At 71.9% G+C, this 25,622-nt stretch carries 20 protein-coding genes; 6 read left to right on the top strand and 14 right to left on the bottom strand.

The genetic code is table 11. From position 1 onward, the window contains the following. Positions 1-15: 15 nt before the first annotated feature. The 11 genes from ftsZ to rsmH all read right to left on the bottom strand — a co-directional run bounded on the left by ftsZ (position 16) and on the right by rsmH (position 14,304). Complete coding sequence (ftsZ, locus tag AC5WRT_RS09465) at positions 16-1,227, bottom strand: cell division protein FtsZ (RefSeq protein WP_496092507.1); 1,212 nt, start codon at positions 1,225-1,227, stop codon at positions 16-18. A gap of 280 nt (positions 1,228-1,507) precedes the next feature. Then, the gene (locus AC5WRT_RS09460) at positions 1,508-2,302 is read right to left on the bottom strand and encodes a cell division protein FtsQ/DivIB (RefSeq protein ID WP_496092506.1); all 795 of its coding nucleotides are present in this window, start codon (positions 2,300-2,302) and stop codon (positions 1,508-1,510) included. Positions 2,303-2,382: 80 nt separating this feature from the next. Further along, positions 2,383-3,474 (bottom strand): undecaprenyldiphospho-muramoylpentapeptide beta-N-acetylglucosaminyltransferase, encoded by a 1,092-nt coding sequence (gene murG / locus AC5WRT_RS09455; RefSeq protein ID WP_496092505.1) that lies wholly within the window; start codon positions 3,472-3,474, stop codon positions 2,383-2,385. 6 nt (positions 3,475-3,480) lie between these two features. Next, entirely contained in the window at positions 3,481-4,842 is a 1,362-nt protein-coding gene (gene ftsW, locus AC5WRT_RS09450) for a putative lipid II flippase FtsW (RefSeq protein ID WP_496092504.1), read from the bottom strand. A gap of 85 nt (positions 4,843-4,927) precedes the next feature. Further along, a complete protein-coding gene (gene murD / locus AC5WRT_RS09445) occupies positions 4,928-6,370 on the bottom strand; it encodes a UDP-N-acetylmuramoyl-L-alanine--D-glutamate ligase (RefSeq protein ID WP_496092503.1) in 1,443 nt (480 codons plus the stop codon). After that, positions 6,352-7,425, bottom strand: a complete 1,074-nt coding sequence (gene mraY / locus AC5WRT_RS09440) for a phospho-N-acetylmuramoyl-pentapeptide-transferase (RefSeq protein ID WP_330340593.1) — start codon at positions 7,423-7,425, stop codon at positions 6,352-6,354. Before mraY ends, murD begins: the two co-directional genes overlap by 19 nt. After that, positions 7,422-8,837: a UDP-N-acetylmuramoyl-tripeptide--D-alanyl-D-alanine ligase gene (locus AC5WRT_RS09435; protein WP_496092502.1), complete on the bottom strand. Its 1,416-nt coding sequence runs from the start codon at positions 8,835-8,837 to the stop codon at positions 7,422-7,424. Before AC5WRT_RS09435 ends, mraY begins: the two co-directional genes overlap by 4 nt. Before the next feature lie 28 nt (positions 8,838-8,865). Beyond that, positions 8,866-10,386 carry a UDP-N-acetylmuramoyl-L-alanyl-D-glutamate--2,6-diaminopimelate ligase gene (locus AC5WRT_RS09430; RefSeq protein WP_496092501.1) on the bottom strand — a complete coding sequence of 507 codons (1,521 nt, stop codon included), beginning with the start codon at positions 10,384-10,386 and terminating at the stop codon, positions 8,866-8,868. 163 nt (positions 10,387-10,549) lie between these two features. Further along, positions 10,550-12,517 carry a peptidoglycan D,D-transpeptidase FtsI family protein gene (locus AC5WRT_RS09425; RefSeq protein WP_496092500.1) on the bottom strand — a complete coding sequence of 656 codons (1,968 nt, stop codon included), beginning with the start codon at positions 12,515-12,517 and terminating at the stop codon, positions 10,550-10,552. A 5-nt stretch (positions 12,518-12,522) separates the two neighbouring features. Then, complete coding sequence (gene ftsL, locus AC5WRT_RS09420; protein WP_496092499.1) at positions 12,523-13,095, bottom strand: cell division protein FtsL; 573 nt, start codon at positions 13,093-13,095, stop codon at positions 12,523-12,525. 252 nt (positions 13,096-13,347) lie between these two features. Next, positions 13,348-14,304 carry a 16S rRNA (cytosine(1402)-N(4))-methyltransferase RsmH gene (rsmH, locus tag AC5WRT_RS09415; protein WP_496092498.1) on the bottom strand — a complete coding sequence of 319 codons (957 nt, stop codon included), beginning with the start codon at positions 14,302-14,304 and terminating at the stop codon, positions 13,348-13,350. 422 nt (positions 14,305-14,726) lie between these two features. Between rsmH and AC5WRT_RS09410 the strand changes: the two genes are divergently transcribed. The 4 genes from AC5WRT_RS09410 to AC5WRT_RS09395 all read left to right on the top strand — a co-directional run bounded on the left by AC5WRT_RS09410 (position 14,727) and on the right by AC5WRT_RS09395 (position 20,305). Then, positions 14,727-15,275, top strand: coding sequence for a beta-class carbonic anhydrase (locus tag AC5WRT_RS09410; RefSeq protein WP_496092497.1), 549 nt, complete (start codon positions 14,727-14,729; stop codon positions 15,273-15,275). A 247-nt stretch (positions 15,276-15,522) separates the two neighbouring features. Continuing rightward, positions 15,523-16,563, top strand: a complete 1,041-nt coding sequence (locus AC5WRT_RS09405) for an AAA family ATPase (RefSeq protein WP_496092496.1) — start codon at positions 15,523-15,525, stop codon at positions 16,561-16,563. Then, positions 16,563-17,924 carry a DUF58 domain-containing protein gene (locus AC5WRT_RS09400; RefSeq protein ID WP_496092495.1) on the top strand — a complete coding sequence of 454 codons (1,362 nt, stop codon included), beginning with the start codon at positions 16,563-16,565 and terminating at the stop codon, positions 17,922-17,924. The genes AC5WRT_RS09405 and AC5WRT_RS09400 overlap by 1 nt, the downstream gene beginning before the upstream one ends. Continuing rightward, complete coding sequence (locus tag AC5WRT_RS09395) at positions 17,921-20,305, top strand: transglutaminase TgpA family protein (RefSeq protein ID WP_496092494.1); 2,385 nt, start codon at positions 17,921-17,923, stop codon at positions 20,303-20,305. Before AC5WRT_RS09400 ends, AC5WRT_RS09395 begins: the two co-directional genes overlap by 4 nt. A gap of 99 nt (positions 20,306-20,404) precedes the next feature. Here AC5WRT_RS09395 and AC5WRT_RS09390 read toward each other — a convergent pair whose 3' ends face one another. The 3 genes from AC5WRT_RS09390 to AC5WRT_RS09380 all read right to left on the bottom strand — a co-directional run bounded on the left by AC5WRT_RS09390 (position 20,405) and on the right by AC5WRT_RS09380 (position 22,582). Then, positions 20,405-20,791, bottom strand: coding sequence for an SCO2097 family morphological protein (locus AC5WRT_RS09390; protein ID WP_496100115.1), 387 nt, complete (start codon positions 20,789-20,791; stop codon positions 20,405-20,407). Between the two features lie 276 nt (positions 20,792-21,067). Beyond that, the gene (locus tag AC5WRT_RS09385; RefSeq protein ID WP_496100114.1) at positions 21,068-21,895 is read right to left on the bottom strand and encodes a methyltransferase; all 828 of its coding nucleotides are present in this window, start codon (positions 21,893-21,895) and stop codon (positions 21,068-21,070) included. 123 nt (positions 21,896-22,018) lie between these two features. Further along, a complete protein-coding gene (locus AC5WRT_RS09380; protein WP_496092491.1) occupies positions 22,019-22,582 on the bottom strand; it encodes an SAV_6107 family HEPN domain-containing protein in 564 nt (187 codons plus the stop codon). Positions 22,583-22,755: 173 nt separating this feature from the next. Between AC5WRT_RS09380 and AC5WRT_RS09375 the strand changes: the two genes are divergently transcribed. Next, complete coding sequence (locus AC5WRT_RS09375; protein ID WP_496092490.1) at positions 22,756-23,547, top strand: ATP-binding cassette domain-containing protein; 792 nt, start codon at positions 22,756-22,758, stop codon at positions 23,545-23,547. Then, positions 23,534-25,618 (top strand): YhgE/Pip family protein, encoded by a 2,085-nt coding sequence (locus AC5WRT_RS09370; RefSeq protein WP_496092489.1) that lies wholly within the window; start codon positions 23,534-23,536, stop codon positions 25,616-25,618. The genes AC5WRT_RS09375 and AC5WRT_RS09370 overlap by 14 nt, the downstream gene beginning before the upstream one ends. The last annotated feature ends 4 nt before the right edge of the window (positions 25,619-25,622 follow it).

Below are 25,622 nucleotides of genomic sequence, written 5' to 3'. Positions count from 1 at the left end.
TCTCGCGCCGTCTTATCACTTGAGGAAGTCCGGGACGTCCAGCTCCTCGGCCGCGCTGTCCGCGTAGGGGGTCCGCGGCGCCGGGGTGACCGGCGGGGGCACCGGGATGTCGGCCGCCGGCTCGGTCACCGGCTCCGGCTCCTCCCTGGGCTTGACACTGCCGAGCGAACCGAAGGAGGGGCGGCTGGGCTCGGGCTGCCGTACCGGGGCGGACTCCTCGCGGCGGGAGCCCGTGGACGTCGAGGCCGAGCCGAGGACATTGTCCCGGCGGGCCGGAGGCTGGCCGCCGTCGAAGCCCGCCGCGATCACGGTGACCCGCACCTCGTCGCCGAGGGCGTCGTCGATGACCGCGCCGAAGATGATGTTGGCCTCGGGGTGGGCGGCCTCGCTGACCAGCTGGGCGGCCTCGTTGATCTCGAACAGGCCGAGGTCGGAGCCGCCGGAGATGGAGAGCAGCACACCGCGGGCGCCGTCGATGGAGGCCTCCAGCAGCGGCGAGGAGATCGCCATCTCGGCGGCGGCCACCGCACGGTCGTCGCCGCGGGCCGAGCCGATGCCCATGAGGGCCGAACCCGCCTCGGACATGACCGACTTCACGTCGGCGAAGTCGAGGTTGATCAGGCCCGGCGTGGTGATGAGGTCGGTGATGCCCTGGACACCGGAGAGCAGGACCTGGTCGGCGGACTTGAAGGCGTCCAGGACCGAGACCTGGCGGTCCGAGATGGACAGCAGCCGGTCGTTGGGGATGACGATGAGGGTGTCGACCTCTTCGCGCAGTTCGGCGATGCCGTCCTCCGCCTGGTTCGCGCGGCGCCGCCCCTCGAAGGTGAACGGGCGCGTGACCACGCCGATGGTGAGGGCGCCGAGCGAGCGCGCGATGTTGGCCACGACGGGTGCGCCGCCGGTGCCGGTGCCGCCGCCTTCACCGGCCGTCACGAAGACCATGTCGGCCCCCTTGAGGACCTCCTCGATCTCCTCGCGGTGGTCCTCGGCGGCCTTGCGGCCGACGGCCGGGTTGGCTCCGGCGCCGAGTCCGCGGGTGAGTTCGCGGCCCACGTCCAGCTTGACGTCGGCGTCGCTCATCAACAGCGCCTGTGCGTCGGTGTTGATGGCGATGAACTCGACGCCCTTGAGACCGACCTCGATCATCCGGTTGATGGCATTGACACCACCGCCGCCGACACCGATGACCTTGATGACTGCGAGGTAGTTCTGCGGTGCTGCCACGTCGAAGGCCTCTCGCCTCGAATTACGTTGTCGTCGCCGTGCGGTTGCCCCGCGCCGGGACGACGGATGCCGAATGGGACGGTCCGTAGCGCCGACCCGAACCCTAACCCTGAAGTTTAGGGTTACCAGTGTGTCTGTTCCCTGGAGTCTTCTGAACAGGACACTAAGTCGACAAGTGGCGCCCGTTCAACGAACACGCCGAACCTCCCGTTTTTCTTTTCACCCTATGTGATCAGGCGTAGCAGTGCCCAACCAGGGTGCTGGCCTGCGCTGATGTGCGTCAACTCCGCGAAGTGGCAGGGGCGGTGGGGACGCTGACATCGAAGTGCCGTGCGGCGGGAGCTGCTTTCATGAGAGCTGTGAGGGTCCGTGCTTTGGCGTGGCCGTTCTCGGCGCTGCCCCAGGCGACCGTCCGCCCGGCGGCCAACTCCAGCGAGATGTCGTCGTAGGAACGGACTTGGACGGTCCGGGTGTCCCCCGCCACCGCGTCCGGCAGGTCGGCCGCGACCTGGACGGCCTCGCGCACCAGCCTGCCGGTGCCGAAGCGGCGGAGGCTCGCGGCACCCGAGCCCGTGCGGGAAGCGGACAGTTCCAGCAGGGGCACACCGTTCAGCGCCCGCGAAACCATGGCGAACCGAACACCTTCGCGGTCGACTTCGATGAAGTCCCGCCCTTTGCGGACCAGCAGCACCGCACTGCGCTCGGTCACCTTCAGACCGATTCCGTGCGGCCAGGCGCGGACCACGTCAACGGTGTCGATCCGGGGCAATTTCCGGCGGAGCCGGGCCTCGATGCCGTCGGTGTCGACGGAGATCATCGGCGCCCCGACCGGTACGGCTGCCGCGTCCCGTACCTCGGCAGGGGTCAGCACGCGCGTGCCGGACACCGAGACGTGCTCGACGCGCACCCAGGAGGAGCCGTACAGCACCCAGACGCCACCGGCGCCGAGCAGGACACCAACTACGGCCAGAACGACGATCGTACGAAGGCGCAGCCGCCTCAGCCCGCGGACGAGCGGCGGGCCGGACGACTCCTGCTGGCGTTCACCGCGCTCGGCGGTCGTCGGTCCGGCCACGCGCGCTCCCTTTCTTGGCTCGGTTCACCTCCGGGGCGCCCAAGCCGGTGCCGAGAGCCCCTTCGGCTCACTCGCCGATGCTAGTGGTGGCGCGAGGCGATCGCCTCGTACACCATGCCGACGAGCAGCTCGTCGGCGTCCCGGCGGCCGAACTCGCTTGCCGCGCGGGACATCTCGTACAGCCGGTGCGGATCGGCGAGCACGGGCAGGACGTTCTGCTGCACCCACTCGGGCGTGAGGTCCGCGTCGTCGACGAGGAGTCCGCCGCCGGCCTTCACGACCGGCTGGGCGTTGAGCCGCTGTTCGCCGTTGCCGATGGGCAGCGGGACGTAGGCGGCCGGGAGCCCGACGGCGGAGAGTTCGGCGACGGTCATCGCGCCCGCGCGGCAGAGCATCATGTCGGCCGCGGCGTAGGCGAGGTCCATCCGATCCAGGTAACTTACCGGGATGTAGGGGGGCATTCCCGGCATCTGCTGCACCTGCGGCAGTTCGTTCTTCGGGCCGACCGCGTGCAGGATCTGGATGCCGGCCTGCTGGAGCCAGGGGGCGACCGCCTGCGTCACCTCGTTCAGGCGCCGGGCGCCCTGGGAGCCGCCGGACACGAGCAGCGTGGGAAGGTTCGGGTCGAGGCCGAAGCGGTGCCGGGCCTCCGGGCGCGCGGCGGCGCGGTCCAGGGTGGCGATGGAGCGGCGCAGCGGAATGCCGATGTAGCGGGCGTCGCGCAGTTTGCTGTCCGGCGTGGAGACGGCGACCCGGGCCGCGTACCGCGAGCCGATCTTGTTGGCCAGGCCGGGACGGGCGTTGGCCTCGTGGATCACGATGGGCACACCGAGGCGCTTGGCCGCCAGGTAGCCGGGCAGGGCGACATAACCGCCGAAACCGACCACGACGTCCGCCTTGGTGCGCTCCAGGATCTGCTCGGCGGCCTTGATGGTGCCGCGCAGCCGGCCCGGGACGGTGATCAGCTCGGGGGTCGGCTTGCGGGGCAGCGGCACCGCCGGGATCAGCGCCAGTTCGTAGCCGCGCTCGGGGACGAGCCGGGTCTCCAGGCCGCGCTCCGTGCCCAGGGCCGTGATCCCCACGGTCGGGTCCTGCCTGCGCAGGGCGTCCGCGAGGGCGAGCGCGGGCTCGATGTGGCCGGCGGTCCCCCCACCGGCGAGTACGACATGCACCGAAATTCACCGCTCTCCGGACGGACGCGCCGCCGAGGCGCGCCGTCGCATCGTGTTCCATCTCCGGGGACTCCGACCGGACCCGGAGCCCCCAGTCCTCCGCTTTCTACCAAAGCGAGGTTGCCGCATCGCAAGCGCCGCCCGCGCAGCGGGCTCGTCGCGCGCGAAGGCGATCAGCAGCCCGATGGCGAACATGGTCGGCAGCAGGGCGGACCCTCCGTAGGAGAACAGCGGGAGGGGCACACCGGCGATCGGCAGCAGACCGAGCACCGCACCGATGTTGATCACCGCCTGGGCGGTGATCCAGGTGGTCACGCCTCCCGCGGCGTACCTCACGAAGGGGTCCTCCGTGCGTCCGGCCACGCGGATACCCGCATAGCCTAGAGCCGCGAACAGGGCGAGCACCGACAGCGTCCCCGCCAGGCCCAGTTCCTCACCGGTGACGGCGAAGATGAAGTCGGTGTGCGCCTCCGGGAGTTGACCCCATTTTTCCACACTTGCCCCGAGACCGGAGCCGAAGAGTCCGCCGGAGGCGAGGGCGTAGATGCCGTGCGCGCCCTGCCAGCACATGTCGTTCGGACCGGGGTCGGTGGCGGCGATGCAGCTGAGCCGGTTGAGCCGGTGCGGGCTGGACCAGATGGCGAGCCCGGCGAGCAGCCCGGCGACGCTCAGCACCCCGGAGAACAGCCGGGTCGGCGCCCCCGCGAGCCAGAGCAGTCCGAAGAGGATCGCCGTCAGGATGATGGTCGTACCCATGTCGCCGCCGAGCATGATCAGTCCGAGCAGCAGGAAGGCGACCGGGACCAGGGGTACCAGCATGTGCTTCCACTGGCTCAGCAGCTTCTTCTCCTGCTTGCGGGCGATCAGGTCCGCGCCCCACAGCACCAGGGCCAGCTTGCCGAACTCGCTGGGCTGGATCTGGAACGAGCCGCCGAGGGAGATCCAGTTCTGGTTGCCGTTGACCGCCATCCCTATACCGGGGATCTGCACCAGGACCATCAGGAAGACGGCGGCGGCGAGGATCGGATAGGCGAGCGCCCGGTGCAGCTTCACCGGCATGCGGCAGGCCGCGAGCAGCAGGACGCCGCCGATGAGCGCGGCGAGGAACTGCTTGCGGAAGAAGTACGACCCGGGCAGCGAGAGCTGCAGCGCGGTGATCTGGGAGGCCGAGTAGACCATCACCAGACCCAGCACGGTGATCAGCAGGGTGCCGCCGACGATCAGGTAGTAGGCGGTCAGCGGCCGGTCCCAGGCTTTGCGGGCGCGGGTGCAGAAACGTTGTACGGGGTTCTCGCGGGGAAGGCGCGGCGCGGGGGGCCGCTTGACGGCCCGCCCGACCGGAGGACGACCTGTACGGCTACCGGACATCACCGGCTCCTCCCGACCTCAGCCACATCCGAGTCTCCCGTTCCTCCGAGGGTCCCGAAGCACCCTGTGTGGCCGAGACCCGCGGTCAGGCGCCCGCTTCGAGTTCGCGGACCGCCGCCGCGAACGCGTCACCGCGCTGGTTGTAGTTGGTGAACATGTCCATGGAGGCGCAGGCCGGGGCCAGCAGCACCGTGTCGCCGGGCTGTGCGAGCCGCTTCGCTTCCGTCACCGCCTGGAGCATCGCCCCAGTGTCGGTCCGGTCGAGGTCGACCACGGGTACTTCCGGCGCGTGTCGCGCGAGGGCGTCGCGGATCAGGGCACGGTCGGCGCCGATCAGGACGGCACCGCGAAGTCGCTTCGCCGACTTGGCGACCAACTCGTCGAAGGTCGCACCCTTCGCCAGACCGCCCGCAATCCATACGATCTGCTCATATGCCGCCAACGAGGCTTCCGCGGCATGCGTGTTGGTCGCCTTGGAGTCGTCCACGTACGCCACCCCGTCGAGGTCGGTGACGTGCGCGATGCGGTGCGCGTCCGGACGGAAGGCCCGCAGGCCCTCGCGTACGGCCTTGGCGGGCACCCCGAAGGCACGCGCGAGGGCCGCCGCGGCAAGGGCGTTGGCGATGTTGTGCGGGGCCGGCGGGTCGACGTCGGAGACCTCGGCCAGCTCCTGGGCGTGCTTCTGCCGGTTCTCCACGAAGGCGCGGTCGACCAGGATGCCGTCCACGACGCCGAGTTGGGAGGGCGCGGGCGTGCCGAGGGTGAAGCCGACGGCGCGGCAGCCCTCCTCGACGTCGGCCTCCCGCACCAGCTCCACGGTGCGCTTGTCGGCCGTGTTGTAGACGCAGGCGACCCGATTGCCTTCGTAGATACGACCCTTGTCGCGCGCGTACGCCTCCATGGAGCCGTGCCAGTCGAGGTGGTCCGGGGCGAGGTTGAGGACGGCCGCCGAGTGGGCGCGCAGCGAGGGCGCCCAGTGCAGCTGGTAGCTGGACAGCTCCACGGCGAGGACGTCGTACTCCTCCTCGCCGAGGACCGCGTCCAGCAGGGAGACGCCGATGTTGCCGACGGCGGCGGTGCGCAGCCCCGCGGCCTTCAGGATCGACGCGAGCATCTGGACGGTCGTGGTCTTGCCGTTGGTGCCCGTGACGGCGAGCCACGGGGCCGCGTCCGGGCCCCTCAGCCGCCAGGCCAGCTCCACATCGCCCCAGACGGGCACACCCGCATCCTCGGCCGCCCGGAACAGCGGCTTGTCGGGCTTCCAGCCGGGCGCGGTGACGATCAGCTCGGTGCCCTCCGGCAGGGTCGCGCCGTCGCCGAGGCGCACGGTGACGCCGAGCGCCTCCAGCTCCGCGGCCTGTTCACGCGCGCGTGCGTCGGCGCCGTCGTTGACGACCGTGACGACCGCCCCCCGCGCGTGCAGCACCCTGGCCGCCGGCACGCCGGAGACGCCGAGCCCGGCGACGGTGACGTGCTTGCCCTGGAAGTCGAAGAGCTCCGAGCCGGTGGTCACTTGTCCGCTGCCCATCCTGCGTAGAAGAGGCCCAGTCCGACAATGACACAGATGCCCTGGATGATCCAGAATCGGACCACCACCAGGACTTCGGACCAGCCCTTGAGTTCGAAGTGGTGCTGGAGCGGTGCCATCCGGAAGACACGCTTGCCGGTGAGGCGGAACGAGCCGACCTGGATGACGACCGACATGGTGATGAGGACGAACAGGCCGCCCATGATGGCCAGCAGCAGCTCCGTGCGGGAGAGGATGGCCAGGCCGGTGAGGACACCGCCGAGGGCGAGCGAGCCGGTGTCGCCCATGAAGATCTTCGCCGGCGAGGTGTTCCACCACAGGAAGCCCAGGCAGGCGCCCATCAGCGCGGAGGCGATCACGGCGAGGTCGAGCGGGTCGCGCACCTCGTAGCAGGCGGCCGGGTTGGTCAGGGTCTGCGCGTTGGCGCAGGACTCCTGGAACTGCCAGACACCGATGAACGTGTAGGCGCCGAAGACCAGCACGGAGGCGCCGGTGGCCAGGCCGTCCAGACCGTCGGTGAGGTTCACGCCGTTCGACATCGCGAGGATCATGAACAGCGCCCAGATCACGAACAGCACCGGGCCGATCGACCAGCCGAAGTCGGTGATGAAGGACAGCTTGGTGGAGGCCGGGGTGTTGCCGCGCGCGTCGGAGAACATCAGCGACAGCACCGCGAAGGCGATGCCGACGATCAGCTGTCCTGCCATCTTCGCCTTGGCCCGCAGGCCCAGCGAACGCCGCTTGACGATCTTGATGTAGTCGTCGAGGAAGCCGACCAGGCCCATGCCGAACATCAGGCCGAGCACCAGCAGCCCGGAGTAGGTGGGCGGGTAACCGGTGATGAGCTTGCTCAGGAAGTACGCCGCGATGGTCGCCAGGATGAAGGCGATACCGCCCATGGTCGGCGTACCGCGCTTGCTGGCGTGCTCGCGCGGGCCGTCGTCACGGATGTACTGGCCGTAGCCCTTGCGGGCGAGAAGCTTGATCAGCAGTGGGGTGCCGATCAGCGTCAGGAAGAGGCCAATGACTCCTGAGAACAGGATCTGCTTCATCATCGGGCGGCAACCTCGCCCTCGGCACCGGTCTCGGCGAGCGCCTGGGCAACGCTCTCCAGACCCACCGAACGGGACGCCTTCACGAGCACGACGTCCCCCGGGCGCAACTCGCTGCGCAACAGGTCGATCGCCGCCTGTGCGTCGGACACGTGCACCGACTCCTCACCCCACGAACCCTCGTTATATGCGCCCAGTTGCAGCCAGGAGGCCTCAATCCCCCCGACGGCGACGAGCTTGCTGACGTTGAGCCGGACGGCGAGCCGTCCGACGGCGTCGTGCTCGGCGAGCGCCTCGTCCCCCAACTCGGCCATCCTGCCGAGCACCGCCCACGTGCGGCGCCCCTTGCCCATGGCCGCGAGCGCCCGAAGGGCGGCCCGCATGGACTCGGGGTTGGCGTTGTAGGCGTCGTTGACGATGGTCACGCCGTCCGGGCGCTCGGTGACCTCCATGCGCCAGCGGGAGAGGGAGCCCGCCTCGGAGAGCGCGGTGGCGATCTCTTCCGCGGACATGCCCAGCTCATGGGCGACGGCGGCCGCGGCGAGCGCGTTCGACACGTGGTGCTCACCGTACAGGCGCATGGTCACATCACTTGCACCGGAGGGTGTGTGGAGCCTGAAGGAGGGTTGTCCGCTGTCCGTGAGTCGCACGTTCTCGGCACGTACGTCCGCTTCGGCCGACTCTCCGAAAAGGACCACCTTCGCCTTGGTACGGGAGGCCATGGCCCGCACCAGCGGGTCGTCGGCGTTGAGGATCGCCGTCCCGCCCTCGTCCGCGGCGGGCAGCGCCTCCACCAACTCGCCCTTGGCCTGGGCGATCTGCTCCCGGCCGCCGAACTCGCCGATGTGGGCGCTGCCGACGTTCAGTACCAGACCGACCTTCGGCGGGGTCAGCTCGGTGAGGTAGCGGATGTGCCCGATCCCGCGGGCGCCCATCTCCAGGACCAGGAACCGGGTCTCCTCGGTGGCGGACAGGGCGGTCAGCGGCAGCCCGATCTCGTTGTTGAGCGAGCCGGGCGTGAACACCGTCGGCGCCTTGCGCCGCAGGACCTGGGCGATCAGGTCCTTGGTGCTGGTCTTGCCCGCCGAGCCGGTCAGGCCGACGAGCGTCGCACCGAGCCGGCGTACGACGTGCCGGGCGAGGGCGCCGAGCGCGGTCTGCACGTCCTCGACCACGATCGCGGGCACCCCGACCGGGCGGGACGCCAGTACGGCGACCGCGCCGGCCTCGACGACCTGCGCGGCGAAGTCGTGGCCGTCCACGCGTTCGCCGACGAAGGCGGCGAACAGGCTGCCGGGCACCACTTCGCGTGAGTCCCGGACGACCGGTCCCGTGACCTGGACGGACGGATCCGGTATGTCGTGCGTCTGCCCGCCGACGACTGCTGCGATCTCGGCGAGGGAGAGGGCGATCACAAGTTCATCCCCTGGATCTTCGGGATTTTCATCCCTGGGTCTTCTGGATGGCTTCGCGGAGCACCTGGCGGTCGTCGAAGGGACGGACCACGCCGGCGATGTCCTGGCCCTGCTCGTGGCCCTTGCCCGCGACCAGGACGGTGTCACCGGCCCGGGCACGCCCCACGGCGGCGGCGATCGCGGCGGCCCGGTCCTCGAAAAGGAGCACCTCGCCGCGCTCGTGCGCGGGCACGGCGGCGGCGCCCTGGAGCATGGTCGCGAGGATCGCGAGCGGGTCCTCGGAGCGGGGGTTGTCGGAGGTCAGTACGGCCGTGTCCGCGAGCCGCGCCACGGCGGCGCCCATCGGGGCCCGCTTGGTCCGGTCGCGGTCGCCGCCGCAGCCGAGGACGACGTGCAGGCGGCCCTTGGTGACTTTGCGCAGCGCCTTGAGCACGGACTCGACGGCGTCGGTCTTGTGGGCGTAGTCGACGACCGCGAGGTAGGGCTGCCCGGCGTCGACGCGCTCGAGCCGACCGGGGACGCCCGGGACGGCGGCGATGCCGTCGGCGGCGGTCTGCGGGTCCAGACCGGCGGCGGCGAGGGCGACGACGGCGGCGAGGGTGTTCGCCACGTTGAAGGGGCCCGGCAGCGGCGACTTGGCGTGGATCCGCTCGCCGTTCGGGCCGAGCACGGTGAACGTCGAGTCCATGGGGCCGACCTGGACGTGCTCGGCGCGCCAGTCGGCGTCGGGGTGGCCCTCGGCGGAGAAGGTGACGACCGGCACGGTGGCCTCCCGGACCAGACGGCGGCCGTACTCGTCGTCGGCGTTGACCACACCGAGTTTGCTGCGTTGCGACGTGAACAGCTGCGCCTTGGCCCGGAAGTAGTCCTCCATGTCGGAGTGGAACTCCATGTGTTCCGGGCTGAGGTTGGTGAACACGGCGATGTCGAAGACACAGCCGTCGACCCGGCCGAGGACCAGGGCGTGGCTGGAGACCTCCATGGCGACCGCCTCGACGCCGCGCTCGCGCATGACGGCGAACAGGGCCTGCAGGTCGGTGGCCTCGGGGGTGGTGCGCTCGGACTTGATGCGCTCGTCGCCGATGCGCATCTCGACCGTGCCGACGAGACCGGTGGACTTCGCGGTCCTGAGGCCGCCCTCGACGAGGTAGGCGGTGGTGGTCTTGCCGGAGGTGCCGGTGATACCGATCTGGAGCAGGTCACGGCCCGGGTGGCCGTAGATGGTCGCCGCCAGCTCGCCCATCCGCGCGCGCGGGTCGTCGACGACCAGGACCGGCAGTCCGGTCGCGGCGGCGCGCTCGGCGCCCGTCGGGTCGGTCAGCACGGCGGCCGCGCCGAGCCCGGCGGCCTGGGTGACGAAGTCGGCGCCGTGCAGGCGCGCGCCCGGGAGGGCGGCGTACAGGTCGCCGGGGCGTACGGCGCGCGAGTCGTGGGTGATCCCCGTGACCTCGGCGGCGGCCTGCGAAGCGGCGGCACCCAGCTGATCGGCCAGTTCCGCGAGGGGTGTGGCGGAGACCTCGACCGGTCGCGGCGGTCCCGGATATGTCACGGAAGCGCCCTTCTGGGTGTTTTGGGACTGATCAGCGTGTGGCACGGCGGTGAGCGTACCGGGCGTACCCCGTCCGGAGCGAAGCGAGGGGCTGCGGGCGCCTTGGTTCCCGGGTTCCGGGGTGATCGTCGTCACGGACTCGTTCCTGGTGTTCCGGTGCTGATCAGGGCTTGTAGTCGACGGGCAGGTCCGCGGCCGGCGCGCCGGTCGGCGGCACCTGGAGGGTCTTGAGGGCGAACTCCATCACCTGCTTGTAGATGGGGCCGCAGATCTGGCCGCCGAAGTAGCTGCCCGAGGTGGCGTTCTGGATGGCGCAGTAGACGGTGATCCGCGGGTTGTCGGCGGGCGCGAATCCGGCGAACGACGACGTGTAGCCGCGGTACCGTCCGGTGGCCGGATCCACGCGGTTGGCCGTGCCGGTCTTGCCGGCGACGTTGTAGCCGGGGATGCGCGCCTTGATGCCGGTGCCCTGCTCGTCGTCCACCACGGACTCCAGCATCTGCGCCAGGGCCTTGGCGGTCTTCTCGCTGATCACCCGCGTCTCCTTGGGCTTGGGAGCGGGCATGAAGCGCCCGTCGGGCCCCTTGGTGGCACGCACCAGCGTCGGCTGGATCCGCACCCCCCCGTTGGCGATGGTCGAGTACACGGAGGCGGCCTGCATCGCGTTGAGGGAGAAACCCTGGCCGAAGGGAATCGTGTACTGCTGCGAGGTGGACCACTTCTGGTACGGCGCGAGGATGCCCGGGGTCTCGCCGGGGAAGCCGAGCCCGGTGTAGCTGCCGATGCCGAACTTGCGCAGGTACGAGTAGAGGACCTTGTCGGCCTCGGACTGCGTCCTGCCGAGCTGGCCGGTGGCCAGGATGGTGCCGATGTTGCTCGACTTGGCGAGGACGCCGTTCAGCGTGAGGTACCAGGTGCCGTGGTCGACGTCGTCGGAGAACAGCCGGTCGCCGCGGTGCAACCGGTTGGGTACGACGACATGGGTGAGCGGCGTCGCCGCGTTCTCCTCCAGCACGGCCGCCATGGACATCACCTTGGCGGTGGAGCCGGGCTCGTAGGCGTCCTGGAGGGCCGCGTTGCCGAGGGCGGCGCTGTCGGCCTTCGACAGGTCGTTGGGGTCGAAGCCGGGCGCGTCGGCCATGGCCAGGACCTGGCCGGTGCGGGTGTCCTGGACGATGACGTAACCGCGGTCGGCCTTGGACTTCTTCACCTGCTCGGCGATGGCGTTCTGCGCGGCCCACTGGATGTCGCGGTCGATGGTCAGCTCGACGTCGGACCCGGGCACGGCGGGCGTCTCGTTGGAGCCCGCGGTCGGCACCTCGCGGCCGCCCGACTGGGCGTAACGGATCTTGCCGTCCTTCCCCGAGAGCTGCTTGTCCAGTTCCTGCTCGATGCCGCCGCCGCCCTTGCCGTCGGCGTTGACCCAGCCCAGTATCCCGGCGGCGAGGTCGCCGTTCGGATACACGCGCTGGCTGCTGGGGTCGGCGAAGACGCCGGCGAGCACGTTGACGGCGTTCTTGTCGGTCTCGGCCCTGCCGGCGAGGGCGGTCTTCAGGTCCTTGATCTGCTGCCAGACCTGCGGGGTCTGCCGGGTGGCGAGCCGGGCGTAGCGGGAGTGGGGGTTCTTGGGCCGCAGCTTCCTCACGAGGGCGGCCCGGCTCTGCCCGAGGATCGGCGAGAGCAGCGCGGCGGCCTGCTCGGGGCCGTCGTCGATCTTCAGCTGTTTCCTGCTGAACATCGTCGGATCGGCCGTGATGTCGTACGCGTCCTCGCTGATGGCGAGGGCGACGCCGTTGCGGTCGGTGATCCCGCCGCGCTCGGCGGCCAGCGTGTGCACGACATACCGGTTCTGCTCGGCCCGGGCGGCGTACGCACCGGCGTCGACGGCCTGCACCTGGAGCAGTCGTACGACGAAGGCGATCAGAACCAGGGTGAGCGTGAGGCTGACCATGCGCAGCCGGGGCCGGGGGCTGCCGAGCCGGAGCCGGGACGCGGGCACGGACGGCCGGGCCGCGCTCGGGCGCCGGGCCGGACGCGCACCGGGCACGGGCTGCCGCCGTGCGGCACTCCTCGGCCGCGGTGGCCCGGCGGGCCCGGGCACACGCCGGCGCGGCGGTTCCCTGTCGGACACTTCGGTCACCTGCCGGGGGTCGGGGTGGGGGTGGGCTGGGAGCGGAGCGGGGGTACGGCCGCGGCGGAGACCGAGGGAGTGGGGGTCCGGGTGGCTCGGGGCCGGGCCTGGGGCGGTGTGACGGCGGCGTCGGGCGTGGCCGGGGGCGCGGAGGGGCCGGGGGCCGGGGTCAGGACCTCGGGGGCGACCGGGTCGGTGAGGGCGGCGGCCTCGGGGGCGGCGGGGCTCGGGATGCCCCTGACCTTGCCGTCGGAGCCGAGGAAGACCGGGTCGCCGCCGGGGACCATGCCGAGTTCGCGGGCGCGGCGCTGGAGGGCGTCGGGGGACGAGTAGGCGTCGATGTCCCGCTGGAGCGCCTGTTCCTCGTCGGTGAGGTTCTTCGTCTGCTTCTGCAGGTCGGCGAGTCTGAAGGAGCCTTCACTGAGCGCGGAGTTGAGCATCAGCAGCCCGATCAGGCCACCGCCGAGGAGCAGGACGACGAGCAGCACGAACGGGGTACGGGCGGCCCTGGGCCGGCCGGCCGGCAAGAGCCGCGCGAGCCGGGCGGCCCGCCCCTTCAGCTGGGGTTTCCTACGCACGGCTCCCCCGACGGGTCCGGAAGCGCTGACGGTGCCCCCGACGGGGCCGGGAATTCACCCCGGTTCCCCGGAGCGGCCGGCGGTCCCGGCGGTGCCCCGGACGAATCGGCGACTCCTCCTGGCGTGCGAGGTGACCGGGGAGATCCCCCGGCCCCTCCCGGCCGGCCCGGGAACCCTCGCAGGTGCCACGGTGCGGCGGGGAGTCCCCGTGGTTCCCCCCATCGGTTCGGGAATCCAACCGGCCCGTCTCGGTCACTCGGCGTCCTCCCTGATGCGTTCGGCGCCGCGCAGCCTGGCCGGGGCGGCGCGGCGGTTCTCGGCGACCTCTTCCTCGGTGGGAAGTTCGGCACCCCGGGTGAGCAGCTTGAGCCGCGGCTGGTAACGCTCCGGCACGACCGGGAGGCCGGGGGGTGCGGTGGAGGCCGCACCGGCCGCGAAGACCTGCTTGACCAGGCGGTCCTCCAGCGAGTGGTACGACAGCACGGCGATGCGGCCGCCGACGTCCAGGGCCTTCACCGCGGCCGGGATCGCCCGCTCCAGGACGGACAGTTCGCCGTTGACCTCGATGCGCAGCGCCTGGAAGGTGCGCTTGGCCGGGTTGCCGCCGGTGCGTTTGGCGGCCTGCGGCAGGGCGTCACGGATCAGCTCCACCAGCCGCGCGCTGGTGGTGAACGGCTCCTTCTCGCGCTCCCGCACGATCGCGGCCACGATCCGCTTCGCCTGCTTCTCCTCGCCGTACGCGCGCAGGATCCGCACGAGTTCGCCCGCCGGGTAGGTGTTCAGGACCTCGGCGGCGCTGATGCCGGTCGTCTGGTCCATCCGCATGTCCAGGGGCGCGTCCTGGGCGTAGGCGAAGCCGCGGTCGGCCTCGTCCAACTGCATCGAGGAGACCCCGAGGTCGAACAGAACGCCCTGCACGCGCGCGACGCGCAGCTTTCGCAGGACGTCGGGCAACTCGTCGTAGACGGCGTGCACGAGGGTGGCGCGCTCGCCGTGGGGCGCCAGCCGCTCGCCGGACAGGCGCAGTGCCTCCTTGTCCCGGTCGAGACCGATCAGCCGGGCCTCGGGGAACCGGGCCAGCAGTGCCTCGCTGTGCCCACCGAGACCGAGGGTGCAGTCGACGACCACCGCCCCCGGCCGCTCCAGGGCGGGCGCCAGCAGGTCCAGGCACCGCTGGAGCATCACCGGGACGTGTCGACTCTGGCTCAAGGGGGCCTCTCATCTCCGGCGCGGGCCGCACGCACCGCCGGGCCCCCGCGAGCTCGTGAAGGGTCGGGCCTGCCGGCGCCGGAAGCGTCAGCCGGACCGGGAGCGGGAGGAGGCCGAGCCGTACGTACGCGCCGCGCACGTGGGGAGACGGTCCGGGGGCGAGCCGGGGTCTCCGGGGGTTTCACCAGCAGGGAGAGCCACGTCTCCCGCTTCGCGTCACTTTAGTCCACCCTGTCTCGCGGTCAATCAACCGGCCTGCGCGTCGCCCGCCGCATCGCGGCGGAAGCCCGGATGCGACGGGATTCACCCGCCCGGAGCAGGTTTGCCCTCCCTGTGGGTTAGCTCACAACACGCCGCGATGACGTTTTTTGTCCCGCTCTCCCCGGGAGACGGGACCGGCCGTGACCAGTAACGTCATGAGTATGACGACTTCCGCAGCAGTGCCCACTGGATCCGAAGGCGCCATAACCGACGGCGGTACCGTCACGGACCGCCTGGTCGAGTCGAACCGGGCGTACGCCGCCGAGTTCACCGACCCGGGCATGGACGCCCGTCCCGTGCTCGAGGTCGCGATCGTGGCCTGCATGGACGCCCGCCTCGACCTGCACAAGGCGCTCGGCCTGCAGCTCGGCGACTGCCACACCATCCGCAACGCGGGCGGCGTGGTCACCGACGACGTGATCCGCTCCCTGACCATCAGCCAGCGCGCGCTCGGTACCCGCAGCGTGGTCCTCATCCACCACACCGGCTGCGGCATGGAGACCATCACCGAGGACTTCCGGCACGACCTGGAGATGGAGGTCGGCCAGCGGCCGGCCTGGGCGGTGGAGGCCTTCCGGGACGTCGACCAGGACGTCCGCCAGTCCATGCAGCGCGTGCGCACCTCGCCGTTCCTGCTGCACACGGACGACGTGCGCGGTTTCGTGTTCGACGTGCGCACGGGTCTGCTGCGCGAGGTCGACCCGGCCTGACCGGGGCGCACCGGCCGCCCCGAAGGCATCCCGCCGCACCCCGTATCGAAACCGGGATCGAAAAAGACGTAACACCGACCTCGTGCGGGCAGTTGTCCACAGGCGAGTGACACGAATCGGTAACGGCGGCAAGAATGCGGGGTGTGGCGTCACGCGGAACTTTTCCCGCGTGGTGTCCGTGTTTCGGGGTGGGCCGGTTTCGCATCGCATAGCGTCGGCCCGGACAGAACGGGCCGAGGAGGGCCGGGTGACGACCTATGACGATCGAGCGAGCCTCACTGACTTGACCGCCACGGTGGAGCGGGTGCGCGGTTCGGTGGAGGGCGTGATCGAGGGGAAGCCCGAGGTCGTACGGCTCGCACTGACCGTGCTGCTCGCCGAGGGCCACCTGCTGATCGAGGACGTCCCCGGCGTGGGCAAGACGATGCTGGCCAAGGCGCTGGCGCGGTCCATCGACTGCTCGGTGCGGCGGATCCAGTTCACACCCGACCTGCTGCCCTCGGACATCACCGGGGTGTCCATCTGGGACCAGCAGCGCCGGGACTTCGAGTTCAAACCGGGCGCCGTCTTCGCGCAGATCGTGATCGGCGACGAGATCAACCGCGCGTCGCCCAAGACCCAGTCGGCGCTGCTGGAGTCGATGGAGGAGCGCCAGGTCACGATCGACGGGCAGACGTACGAACTGCCCAGCCCGTTCATGGTGGTGGCCACGCAGAACCCGGTCGAGATGGAGGGCACCTACCCGCTGCCCGAGGCCCAGCGCGACCGCTTCATGGCCCGTGTCTCCGTGGGCTATCCGAGCGTCGAGGCCGAGCTGCAGATGCTCGACGTCCATGGCGCGGTGAGCCCGCTGGAGGACCTGCAGCCGGTGGCGCACGCCCACGACATCGTGAAGCTGATCGACGCGGTGCGCGGTGTGCACGTCGCCGAGCCGGTCCGGCGGTACGCGGTGGAACTGGTCGCCGCGACGCGCACGCACCCCGACCTCAGACTCGGCGCCTCGCCGCGCGCGACGCTGCACCTGCTGCGCGCGGCGAAGGCGTCCGCGGCCCTGGCCGGCCGGGAGTACGCGCTGCCGGACGACGTGCAGGCGCTCGCCGTCGCCGTCCTCGCGCACCGCCTGCTGCCCACCGCCCAGGCCCAGCTGAACCGGCGTACGGCCGAACAGGTCGTGCAGGAGATCCTCCAGCAGACACCGGTGCCCTCCGCGCCGGGCCGGCAGAGCGGCTTCGGCGGGCTCGGGCGGGGCGCTCCGGCGTATCCCCAGCAGCCCCCGCGGGGTCTGTGATGGGCGCCGGGGGGACCGGGCAGGCGGAGGCCGACCGCGGGGACGCGGGCGGCGTGCGTACGGCCCTCGCGGGCCTGACCACCCGTGGCCGCTCCTTCCTGGCGGCCGGGATCGCCGCGGCGATCTGCGCGTACGTCCTCGGCCAGCGAGATCTGCTGCGGGTCGGCCTGCTGCTCGCCGCACTGCCCCTGATCTGCGCGACCGTGGTGTACCGCACGCGCTACCGGGTGACCGGCACCCGCCGGCTCTCCCCCGCGCGCGTGCCGGCCGGCAGCGAGGCCCGGGTGCATCTGCGGATGGACAACGTCTCGCGACTGCCCACCGGTCTGCTGATGCTCCAGGACCGGGTGCCGTACGTCCTCGGGCCGCGTCCCCGGTTCGTGCTGGACCGGGTGGAGCCGGGCGGCCGCCGCGAGGTGTCCTACCGGGTCCGCTCCGATCTGCGCGGCCGCTATCCGCTGGGCCCGCTGCAGCTGCGGCTGACGGACCCGTTCGGGATGTGCGAACTCACCCGTTCCTTCTCGACGTTCGACACCCTCACGGTGATCCCGCGCGTGGAGCCGCTCGCCCCGGTCCGCTTCAGCGGCGAGGCCAAGGGGTACGGCGACGGGCGGCAGCGCTCGCTGGCTCTGGCCGGCGAGGACGACGTGATCCCGCGCGGCTACCGCCACGGCGACGATCTGCGCCGGGTGCACTGGCGGTCCACCGCGCGCTACGGCGAGCTGATGGTGCGCCGCGAGGAGCAGCCCCGGCGTTCCCGGTGCACGGTCCTGCTGGACACCCGGGGCGGCGCCTACGAGGGCGCGGGCCCTGACTCGGCCTTCGAGTGGGCCGTCTCCGGTGCCGCCTCCGTGCTGGTGCACATGCTCGAACGAGGATTCTCCGTAAGACTGTTGACGGACAGTGGCAGCACGGTGCCGGGTGCGAGTGCCGACGGGTTCGCGGGCACCGGCCAGGAGACCGCGGAGGCGGCCGGCCTGATGATGGACACCCTCGCGGTGATCGACCACTCCGACGGCACGGGCCTGTCCCACGCGTACGACGTGCTGCGCGGCGGCAACGAGGGCCTGCTGATCGCCTTCCTGGGGGACCTGGACGAGGAGCAGGCGGCGACGGTCGCCAAGATGAGCCGGCGCAGTGGCGGTGCCGTCGCCTTCGTGCTGGACCCGGACACGTGGACCCGGGAGGCGACCGACGTGCCCCGGCCGGGCGACCCGCACGCCGAGCGGCTGCGCATCCTGCGCGAGGCCGGCTGGACCGCGCTGAGCGTGCCGCGCGGCGGCGCGCTGGACGCACTGTGGCAGCAGGCGGACCGGGAGCGCTCGGGCCTGGCCGCGATGAGCGGGGAGGCGGCGCGATGAGCGCGCGGGCACGCCTGGCACTGTGCGCGGCGGCGGCCACGCTGATGGCATCCTGCGCGCTGCTGCCCCTGGTGGCCGCGCCGACCTGGCTGTTGCAGCTCCTCCCGCTGCTGGCCGTGCAGACCGGGGTGGGCGCGGCGGCCCGCCGGGTGCCGCTGGGCCGGCCGCTCACCGTGACGGCGCAGGTGCTGGTCACCCTGGTGCTGCTGACCCTGGTCTTCGCCCGGGAGCACGCGATCGTCGGGCTGCTGCCGGGCCCGGATGCCTTCCGGCACTTCGGCGACCTGCTCCGACAGGGTTCGACCGATGTCAGCGAGTACGCGATACCGGCGCCGCTGACCGACGGCATCCGGCTGATGCTGATCGGCGGGGTGCTGCTGATCGGTCTGCTGGTGGACACGCTCGCGGTGACCTTCCGCAGCGCGGCCCCGGCCGGGCTGCCGCTGCTCGCGCTGTACTCGGTGGCCGCCGGGCTGTCCGGCGGCGGGGCCGACTGGCTGTGGTTCCTGGTGGCGGCGGCCGGCTATCTGATGCTGCTGCTCGCGGAGGGCCGGGACCGGTTGGCGCAGTGGGGCCGGGTCTTCGGCGGCGCGCCCCGTGCTCCGGGTTCCGCGGAGAGCGACGCGGTAGCCCCGGTGCGCACCGGGCGGCGGATCGGCGCACTCGCGCTCGGCGCGGCCCTGGTGGTGCCGCTCGCCCTGCCCGCGATGCAGGGGGGCCTGCTGGGCGCCGCCGGCACGGGCGTGGGAGCGGGCAACGGCAACGGCGGCACGATCTCCGCGGTCAACCCGCTGGTGTCCCTGCGCGACAGCCTGAACACGAACACCGACCGCCAGGTGCTGTCCCTGAGGACCAGCTCGACCGACATCTCGGACCTGTATCTGCGGATAGTGTCCCTGGACGACTTCGACGGCACCACCTGGAAGCCGGCCCAGCGGCACATCGTCGGCGTACCGGACCGGTTCCCCACCCCCATCGGCCTCGGCGGGGACGTCAAGCGCGCCACGGTGACGACGACGATCTCGGCGGCGGACTGGTACGCCCAGGACTGGCTGCCGATGCCGTACCCGCCGAGCGGGGTGAAGGCCGACGGCCGCTGGCGGTACGAGCCGGTCGGCATGACCCTCGTCGGCGACCACGGCCAGACCACGCGGGGCGAGACCTACCAGGTGACCAGCCTGGACGTGCAGCCGACCGCCGAGCAACTGTCCACGGCGCCGGAGCCGCCCCCCGCCCTGGAGCGCGAGTACACCAAGGTGCCGTCCTCGCTGCCCAAGGTGGTGGCCACGACCGCCAGGGAGATCACGGCGGGTGCCCGCAGCCACTACGAGCAGGCGGTCAAGCTCCAGGACTACTTCGCCGTCTCGGGTGGCTTCCAGTACGACACCCAGGTGGAGGTCGGCCGCGGTCCGAACGCCATCGCGACCTTCCTGAAGAAGAAGGAGGGCTTCTGCGTCCACTTCTCCTTCGCCATGGCGGCGATGGCCCGCACCCTCGGCATCCCGGCCCGGGTCGCGGTGGGCTTCGCACCCGGCACCCCGCAGGCCGATGGCACGGTCACGGTGAACCAGAAGGACGCGCACGCGTGGCCCGAGCTGTACTTCGAGGGTGTGGGCTGGACCCGCTTCGAGCCGACCCCGACCCGCGGCACCATGCCGTCGTACACCGAGTCGGACACGCCCGGCACCTCGCTGCCCAACCCGGACCTGCCGTCGCACGAGGCGTCCGCGGCGCCCTCGGCGGCGGCCTCGCAGAGCCAGAGCTGCACGCCCGACCTGGCCAGGTTGCAGGGGTGCGACACCGCGTCCGCGGCGGCGGCCCCGCACAGCGGCGGCGGTGGCGCGGGCCCGTGGTGGTATCTGCTGATCGGCCTGGCCGCGCTGGTGGTCCTGGCGATTCCGCTGTCGCCGTTGCTGTGGCGGCTGCGGGTGCGCTCGGTGCGGCTCGGCGGGCACGCCCGGACCGAGGAGGGCGCGGTCGCGCACACCCTGGCGGCCTGGCAGGAGTTGACGGACAGCGCCTGGGACCACGGCATCGGGCCCGACGAGTCGCTGACCCCGCGCCGGGCGGCCGCCCGGATCGCGGAGCTCGGCCGACTTGATCCGGCGGCCGCTGCCTCGGTGCACCGACTCGCCGACGCGGTGGAGCAGGCGCTCTACGCGCCCCGGCCGCGTCCGGCGGCGGGGGCGGCGGAGGACGTGCGCCGGGCGATCGCAGGGCTGCGTGGCACAGTGAGCACCGGCACGCGGCTGCGCGCGCTGTTCCTGCCCCGTTCGTCGGTGCGGGTGCTGTGGGCGGTGTCGGCCGGCTGGGCAACGCTCACGGCCCGGCTGACGGGGGCCAGGTCCGGCCTGCGCAGGCCGGCGCAACAGCAGGGCTGAGAGCACGTGTGAGGGGCGGCCACCGCTGGTGGCCGCCCCTCACACGTCGAGTCTTGTCCGTCGGCGTCGTCCGGTTCGCTCCCCGAAGCCGCCGTACGACTACTGGCCCTGCCCGTCCCGGCGGCGCTGCCAGCGCTCCTCGATCCGGTCCATCATGGAGCGCTTCGGCCGCGCCTGGCGGCGGACGGCTCCCGCCTGCTGCTGCTCACCCGGCTTGGGCGCCTTGCGCCAGCCGGTCACCGCGAGTACGGCGCAGCCCAGCATGACGAGGAAACCCACCACGCTGACCCAGATCAGCTGCGCGACCATGCCGGCCATGAGGAGCGCGATACCGACGAGGAAGCCCGCCACCGCCTGGTAGACCCGCCGCCGGGTGTACGTCCGCAGCCCGTTTCCCTCAAGCGCCGACGCGAACTTGGGATCTTCGGCGTACAGCGCTCGCTCCATCTGCTCGAGCATGCGCTGCTCGTGCTCCGAGAGCGGCACGGAGTCCTCCTCATCGTGCAGTCGCCGGGGCGACCCGGGGGGTCCCTTCAGGATAGGCAGGGAATCGCCCCCGTGAAACCCGCCCCTCTACGCCAATTGGCCAACCGGAGTCCGTCATGGCCGTCCCGGCCGCTGAGACTTCCATTCCCCGGCGGCCGACCCGTCATGCCGGGTGGTGTACCTCGATCATACGGCGCAAACCCCTCGATCGGGGGGCTTGTGGCGTACTCCATCCGCCGCCAAGGCCCTGATCAGCGGCGGGTCACGGCGGTCGGCTCAGGCCTCGGCGGCACCCGGCGTCTCACCGAGCACATGCAGCTGGGTGGCGACGGAGTGGAAGGCCGGCAGCTCGGCCGCCGCGCACTCCAGCTTGAGGAGGGCATCGAGCGCACCGGGCTCGGTGTCGACGAGGACGCCGGGCACCAGGTCGGCGAAGACCCGCACGCCGTGCACGGCGCCGACCCTCAGGCCCGCGCCCTCGACGAGCGCGGTGAGCTGCTCGGCGGTGAACCGGCGCGGCATCGGGTCCCCGGAGCCCCAGCGGCCCTCGGGGTCCTGCAGCGCCTGCCGGGCCTCCGTGAAGTGCCCGGCGAGGGCGCGGGCCAGCACGGCGCCGCCGAGTCCGGCCGCGAGCAGGCTGAGGAAGCCCTCGGAGCGCAGTGCGGCGACGGCGTTGCGGACGCCCTCGGCCGGGTCGTCCACGTACTCCAGGACGCCATGGCACAGCACGGCGTCGTAGCCCCCGCGCTCGACCACGTCGAACAGGCCGTGCGCATCGCCCTGGACGCCCTGGACCCGCTCGGCGACGCCGGCTTCGGCGGCCCGGCGCTCCAGGGCGAACAGCGCGTTGGGGCTGGGGTCGACGACGGTGACGCGGTGGCCGAGCCGGGCGACGGGCACCGCGAAGTTGCCGCTGCCGCCTCCGGTGTCGAGGACGTCCAGCGCCTCCCGCCCCGTGGCCTTGACCCGGCGGTCGAGGGCGTCCTGGAGGACCTCCCAGACGACAGCGGTCCGCAGGGAGGCGCGGGAGCGGGGCGTGTCGGAGCGCAGCGACGCCGGGTGCGGGTGCTGGTGGGAGGCGGGCGGGCGCATCGGATCCGACACGGCGGTTGACTCCTCGGCAGGGCTGGAAGGCTTCAGGCGGCTCCACCCTATTGCCTCCGCCGCTTCGGCGGTCACCGCAGGCGGGTCGGACGGGGCTCGTCTCGCCCGCCGGACTTCCGGTGGTCAGCCCGCGTCCGGAAGGTCACCGCGCGCTCTCGGGCCGTCCGGTTCTCCGGGGTCCTGGCGGGGTTGGGGCAGGAGCGGCTGGAGGACGAGCATCCGCTCGACGATGCGCAGGAACATCGCCACGTCCCGTATCAGGTCGTCGGCGTCCCGGTGGCTCGCCGCGCCCTGGATGCCGGCCTCGGCGCGGGCACGGCGGGCGGCGCCGGAGGCGAACAGCGCGCTCCACTCGGTCAGTTCCGGGGCGATCTCGGGCAGCACTTCCCAGGCACTGCGGATCCGGGTGCGGCGGCGGGGCGAGGTCTCGGGGCGGCCTCGGGCGGCGAGCACGGCGGCGGCGGTGCGCAGGGCGGCGAGGTGGGCCGTCGCATAGCGCTCGTTCGGCGTCTCCAGGACGGCGGCCTCGTCCAGCCCGGTGCGGGCCTGGGCGAGCAGGTCGAGGGCGGCGGGCGGGGCCGTGGCCCGGCGGAGCACGGGGTGCACATCGCTCGCCGGGCCGGTCAGTGAGGGGGCAGGGCCGGTGGCGCGGCGCCGGCGGGCGGCGGCTGCGGACGGGTTGGCCATGACGAACCTCCTGTCGTCTGGGTGACGGCACGGGTGCCGTATGTGCTCATCGTGGGGTGTGGCACTGACAATCCGTTCTGACCTGGTGTTTTGCTTCGATCGTAGGTTCGGGCGTATTTTTGCACTGACCAGTCAGTTCAAAAGAATTCACGACACGAAGGGGCAGGGGGCTTGTGGACGGCGTGGACGTCAGGGCCGAGGGCCTGGGGCTCAAGGGGCCGCGGGGGTGGGCCTTCCGAGGCGTCACCCTGGGCGCGGAGCCCGGCTCGCTCATCGCGATCGAAGGACCCTCCGGCTCCGGCCGGACCTGTCTGCTGCTCGCGCTCACCGGACGAATGAAGCCCACCGAGGGGACGGCCACCGTCGGCGGGTTCCGGCTGCCCCGGCACATGGCCCGGCTGCGCCGCGTCAGCGCGGTGGCCAACGTGACCGGGGTGACCGACCTGGAGCCGGCGCTCACCGTCGGCGAGCACCTGCGGGAACGGGCTCTGTGGCAGAGCCGCTTCGCCGACTCCGTGCGCGACCTGCTGCGGCCTCGCACCCATCGCGTGCACGAGGCCCGGCTGCGCGTGGACGCGGCCCTGGCCGCCGCCGGCCTCGACCTCGAAACGCTGCCCAAGGGTTCCCGTACGGCCGTACGCGACCTCGACCGGCCCCAGGAACTGCGCCTTTCCGTCGCCCTGGCACTGCTCGGCCGGCCCGCACTCCTCGGCGTGGACGACATCGACACCAAGCTCTCCGACGCCGAGCGCGCCGACCTGTGGGAACTGCTGCGCTCGCTCACGCGCGCGGGGACGACGGTTGCGGCCGTCTGCCGCACCGCCCCCGGCGACTGCGTCGTCGTACGGACCGGGCCGAAGGACACCGGTGCGGAGCCCGGCACGACCGAGGCCGACAGCGCCGACGCGGGCGGCGAGCAGCGCCGGAACAGCGACCCGAAGGAGGACGCCGATGCGCTCGCCTAGGCTGGCCGCGCTCGAGCTGAGGAGGTTCGGACGCGGGCGGCTCCCGCGTGCGGCCCTGGTCGCGCTGCTCGTGCTGCCACTGCTCTACGGCGCCCTGTACCTGTGGTCGTTCTGGGACCCGTACGGCCGCCTGGACCGCATCCCGGTGGCCCTGGTGAACGACGACAAGGGCGCCGCGGCCGACGGTGAGCGGATCACCGCCGGTCACGACATCGTGGCCGGGCTGCGCGACAGCCGGACCTTCGACTGGCACCAGGTGAGCGACGAGGAGGCCCGCAAGGGCGTCGAGGACGGCACGTACTATCTGTCGCTGACCATGCCGGCCGACTTCAGCCGGCGCATCGCGTCCAGTTCCGGCGGCTCCCCGGAGACCGGCGCACTCCAGGTGCGCACCAACGACGCGAACAACTACATCGTGGGCCAGATCTCCCGGACCGTCTTCCACGAGGTCCGCTCGGCCGCCTCCGCCAAGACCTCCCGCACCTTCCTGGACAAGATCTTCGTCTCGTTCTCCGACATCCACGACAGGACCGTCACCGCCGCCGAGGGCGCCGACCGGCTGAACACCGGCATCGGGAAGGCGGAGAAGGGCTCCAAGGACCTCGCCGACGGGCTGAAGGAGGCCAAGAGCGGCAGCGGCAGGCTTGCCAAGGGTCTGAAGAAGCTGAACACCGGCGCCGGAGACCTCCAGGACGGGTCCCGGCAGGTCGCCGACGGCACCCAGGCGCTCGCCGACAAGGTCGACGGTGTCCACGGCAAGGCCGGCCCCTACCTGAAGGACAACGAGAGGACGATCGGGGACACCGCCCGCCTGGTCGCCGACTCGGCCAAGACCGTCGACGACAATCTGGACGTCCTGGTGAAGCTCGCCCCGGGCGCCGCCAGGACCGCCCACGCGTCCTCGGCCGTCCTGGACGAGGTCTACCGGACGCGCTGCGAGAAGGCCGCGGTCCCCGACCCGGTCTGCCCCGACCTCGGGCGGGCCAGGACGGCCGCCGACGACGTGGCGACCGTGGCCGACGACCTCAACACGCTGATCGCCGACCAGAACGGCGACCTGAAGACGATGCGGGACAACCTCGGCACCCTCCAGCAGCAGGCCAAGGCACTCGAAGCGCGCGCGCCGCACCTGTACGAGGACGTGAACGACGCCGTCGCGAAGATCGACGCACTGAACAGCGGTGCCCAGAAGGTCGCCGCCGGCGCCAAGAGGCTGCACACCGGGCTCGGCACCGCCCAGGCCGGAGCGACCTCGCTGGACAAGGGCATCGGCACGGCCGCATCGGGCGCCCAGACCCTGAACGGCGGCCTCTACAAGCTGTCCGACGGCTCCGGCAGGCTCGCCGGCGGTCTCCACGACGGCGCCGGGAAGATCCCGGACTACGACAAGAAGGACCGCGACCGGCGCACCGGCGTGATGTCCGACCCGGTCCAGCTGGCCTCCCACGACCTGCACAGGGCGCCGAACTACGGCACCGGTTTCGCCCCGTACTTCATCCCGCTGTCCCTGTGGGTGGGCGCGATGGTCGCCTACATGCTGATCCCGCCGCTCAACCGGCGTGCCCTTGCGGCCGGTTCGCCGGCCTGGCGGATCGCTTTCGCGGGCTGGCTGCCGGTGGTCGCGGTCGGTGTGCTCCAGGTGACCGCGCTGATGGCCGTGCTGCACTGGGCGATCGGTCTGCAGATGCTGCGTGCGGCCGGCACGATCGGCTTCCTGTTCCTGGTCACGGCGTGCTTCGCGGGGATCGTGCAGTGGCTGAACGCCCGCTTCGGCGCGGCGGGCCGGATCCTGGTGCTGGCGCTGCTGATGCTCCAGCTGACCTCGGCGGGCGGCACCTACCCCGTGCAGACCAGTCCGGGCTTCTTCAACGCGATCCATCCGTTCCTGCCGATGAGCTACATCGTGGAGGCGCTGCGCCGCCTGATCACCGGGGGCGGGCTCGCCCCGGTCTGGCAGGCGTGCGCGGTGCTGGCCGCGTTCACCGCGGGCGCGGTCGCGCTGACCGCCCTCGCGGCCCGGCGCCGCCAGGTGTGGACGCCGGACCGGCTGCACCCGGAGCTGAGTCTGTGAGGTC

This window comes from Streptomyces sp. NTD91 (genome assembly GCF_059510455.1).
The sequence above is the reverse complement of the archived record's forward strand: the minus strand, read 5'-3'. Positions and strand labels throughout refer to the sequence as shown.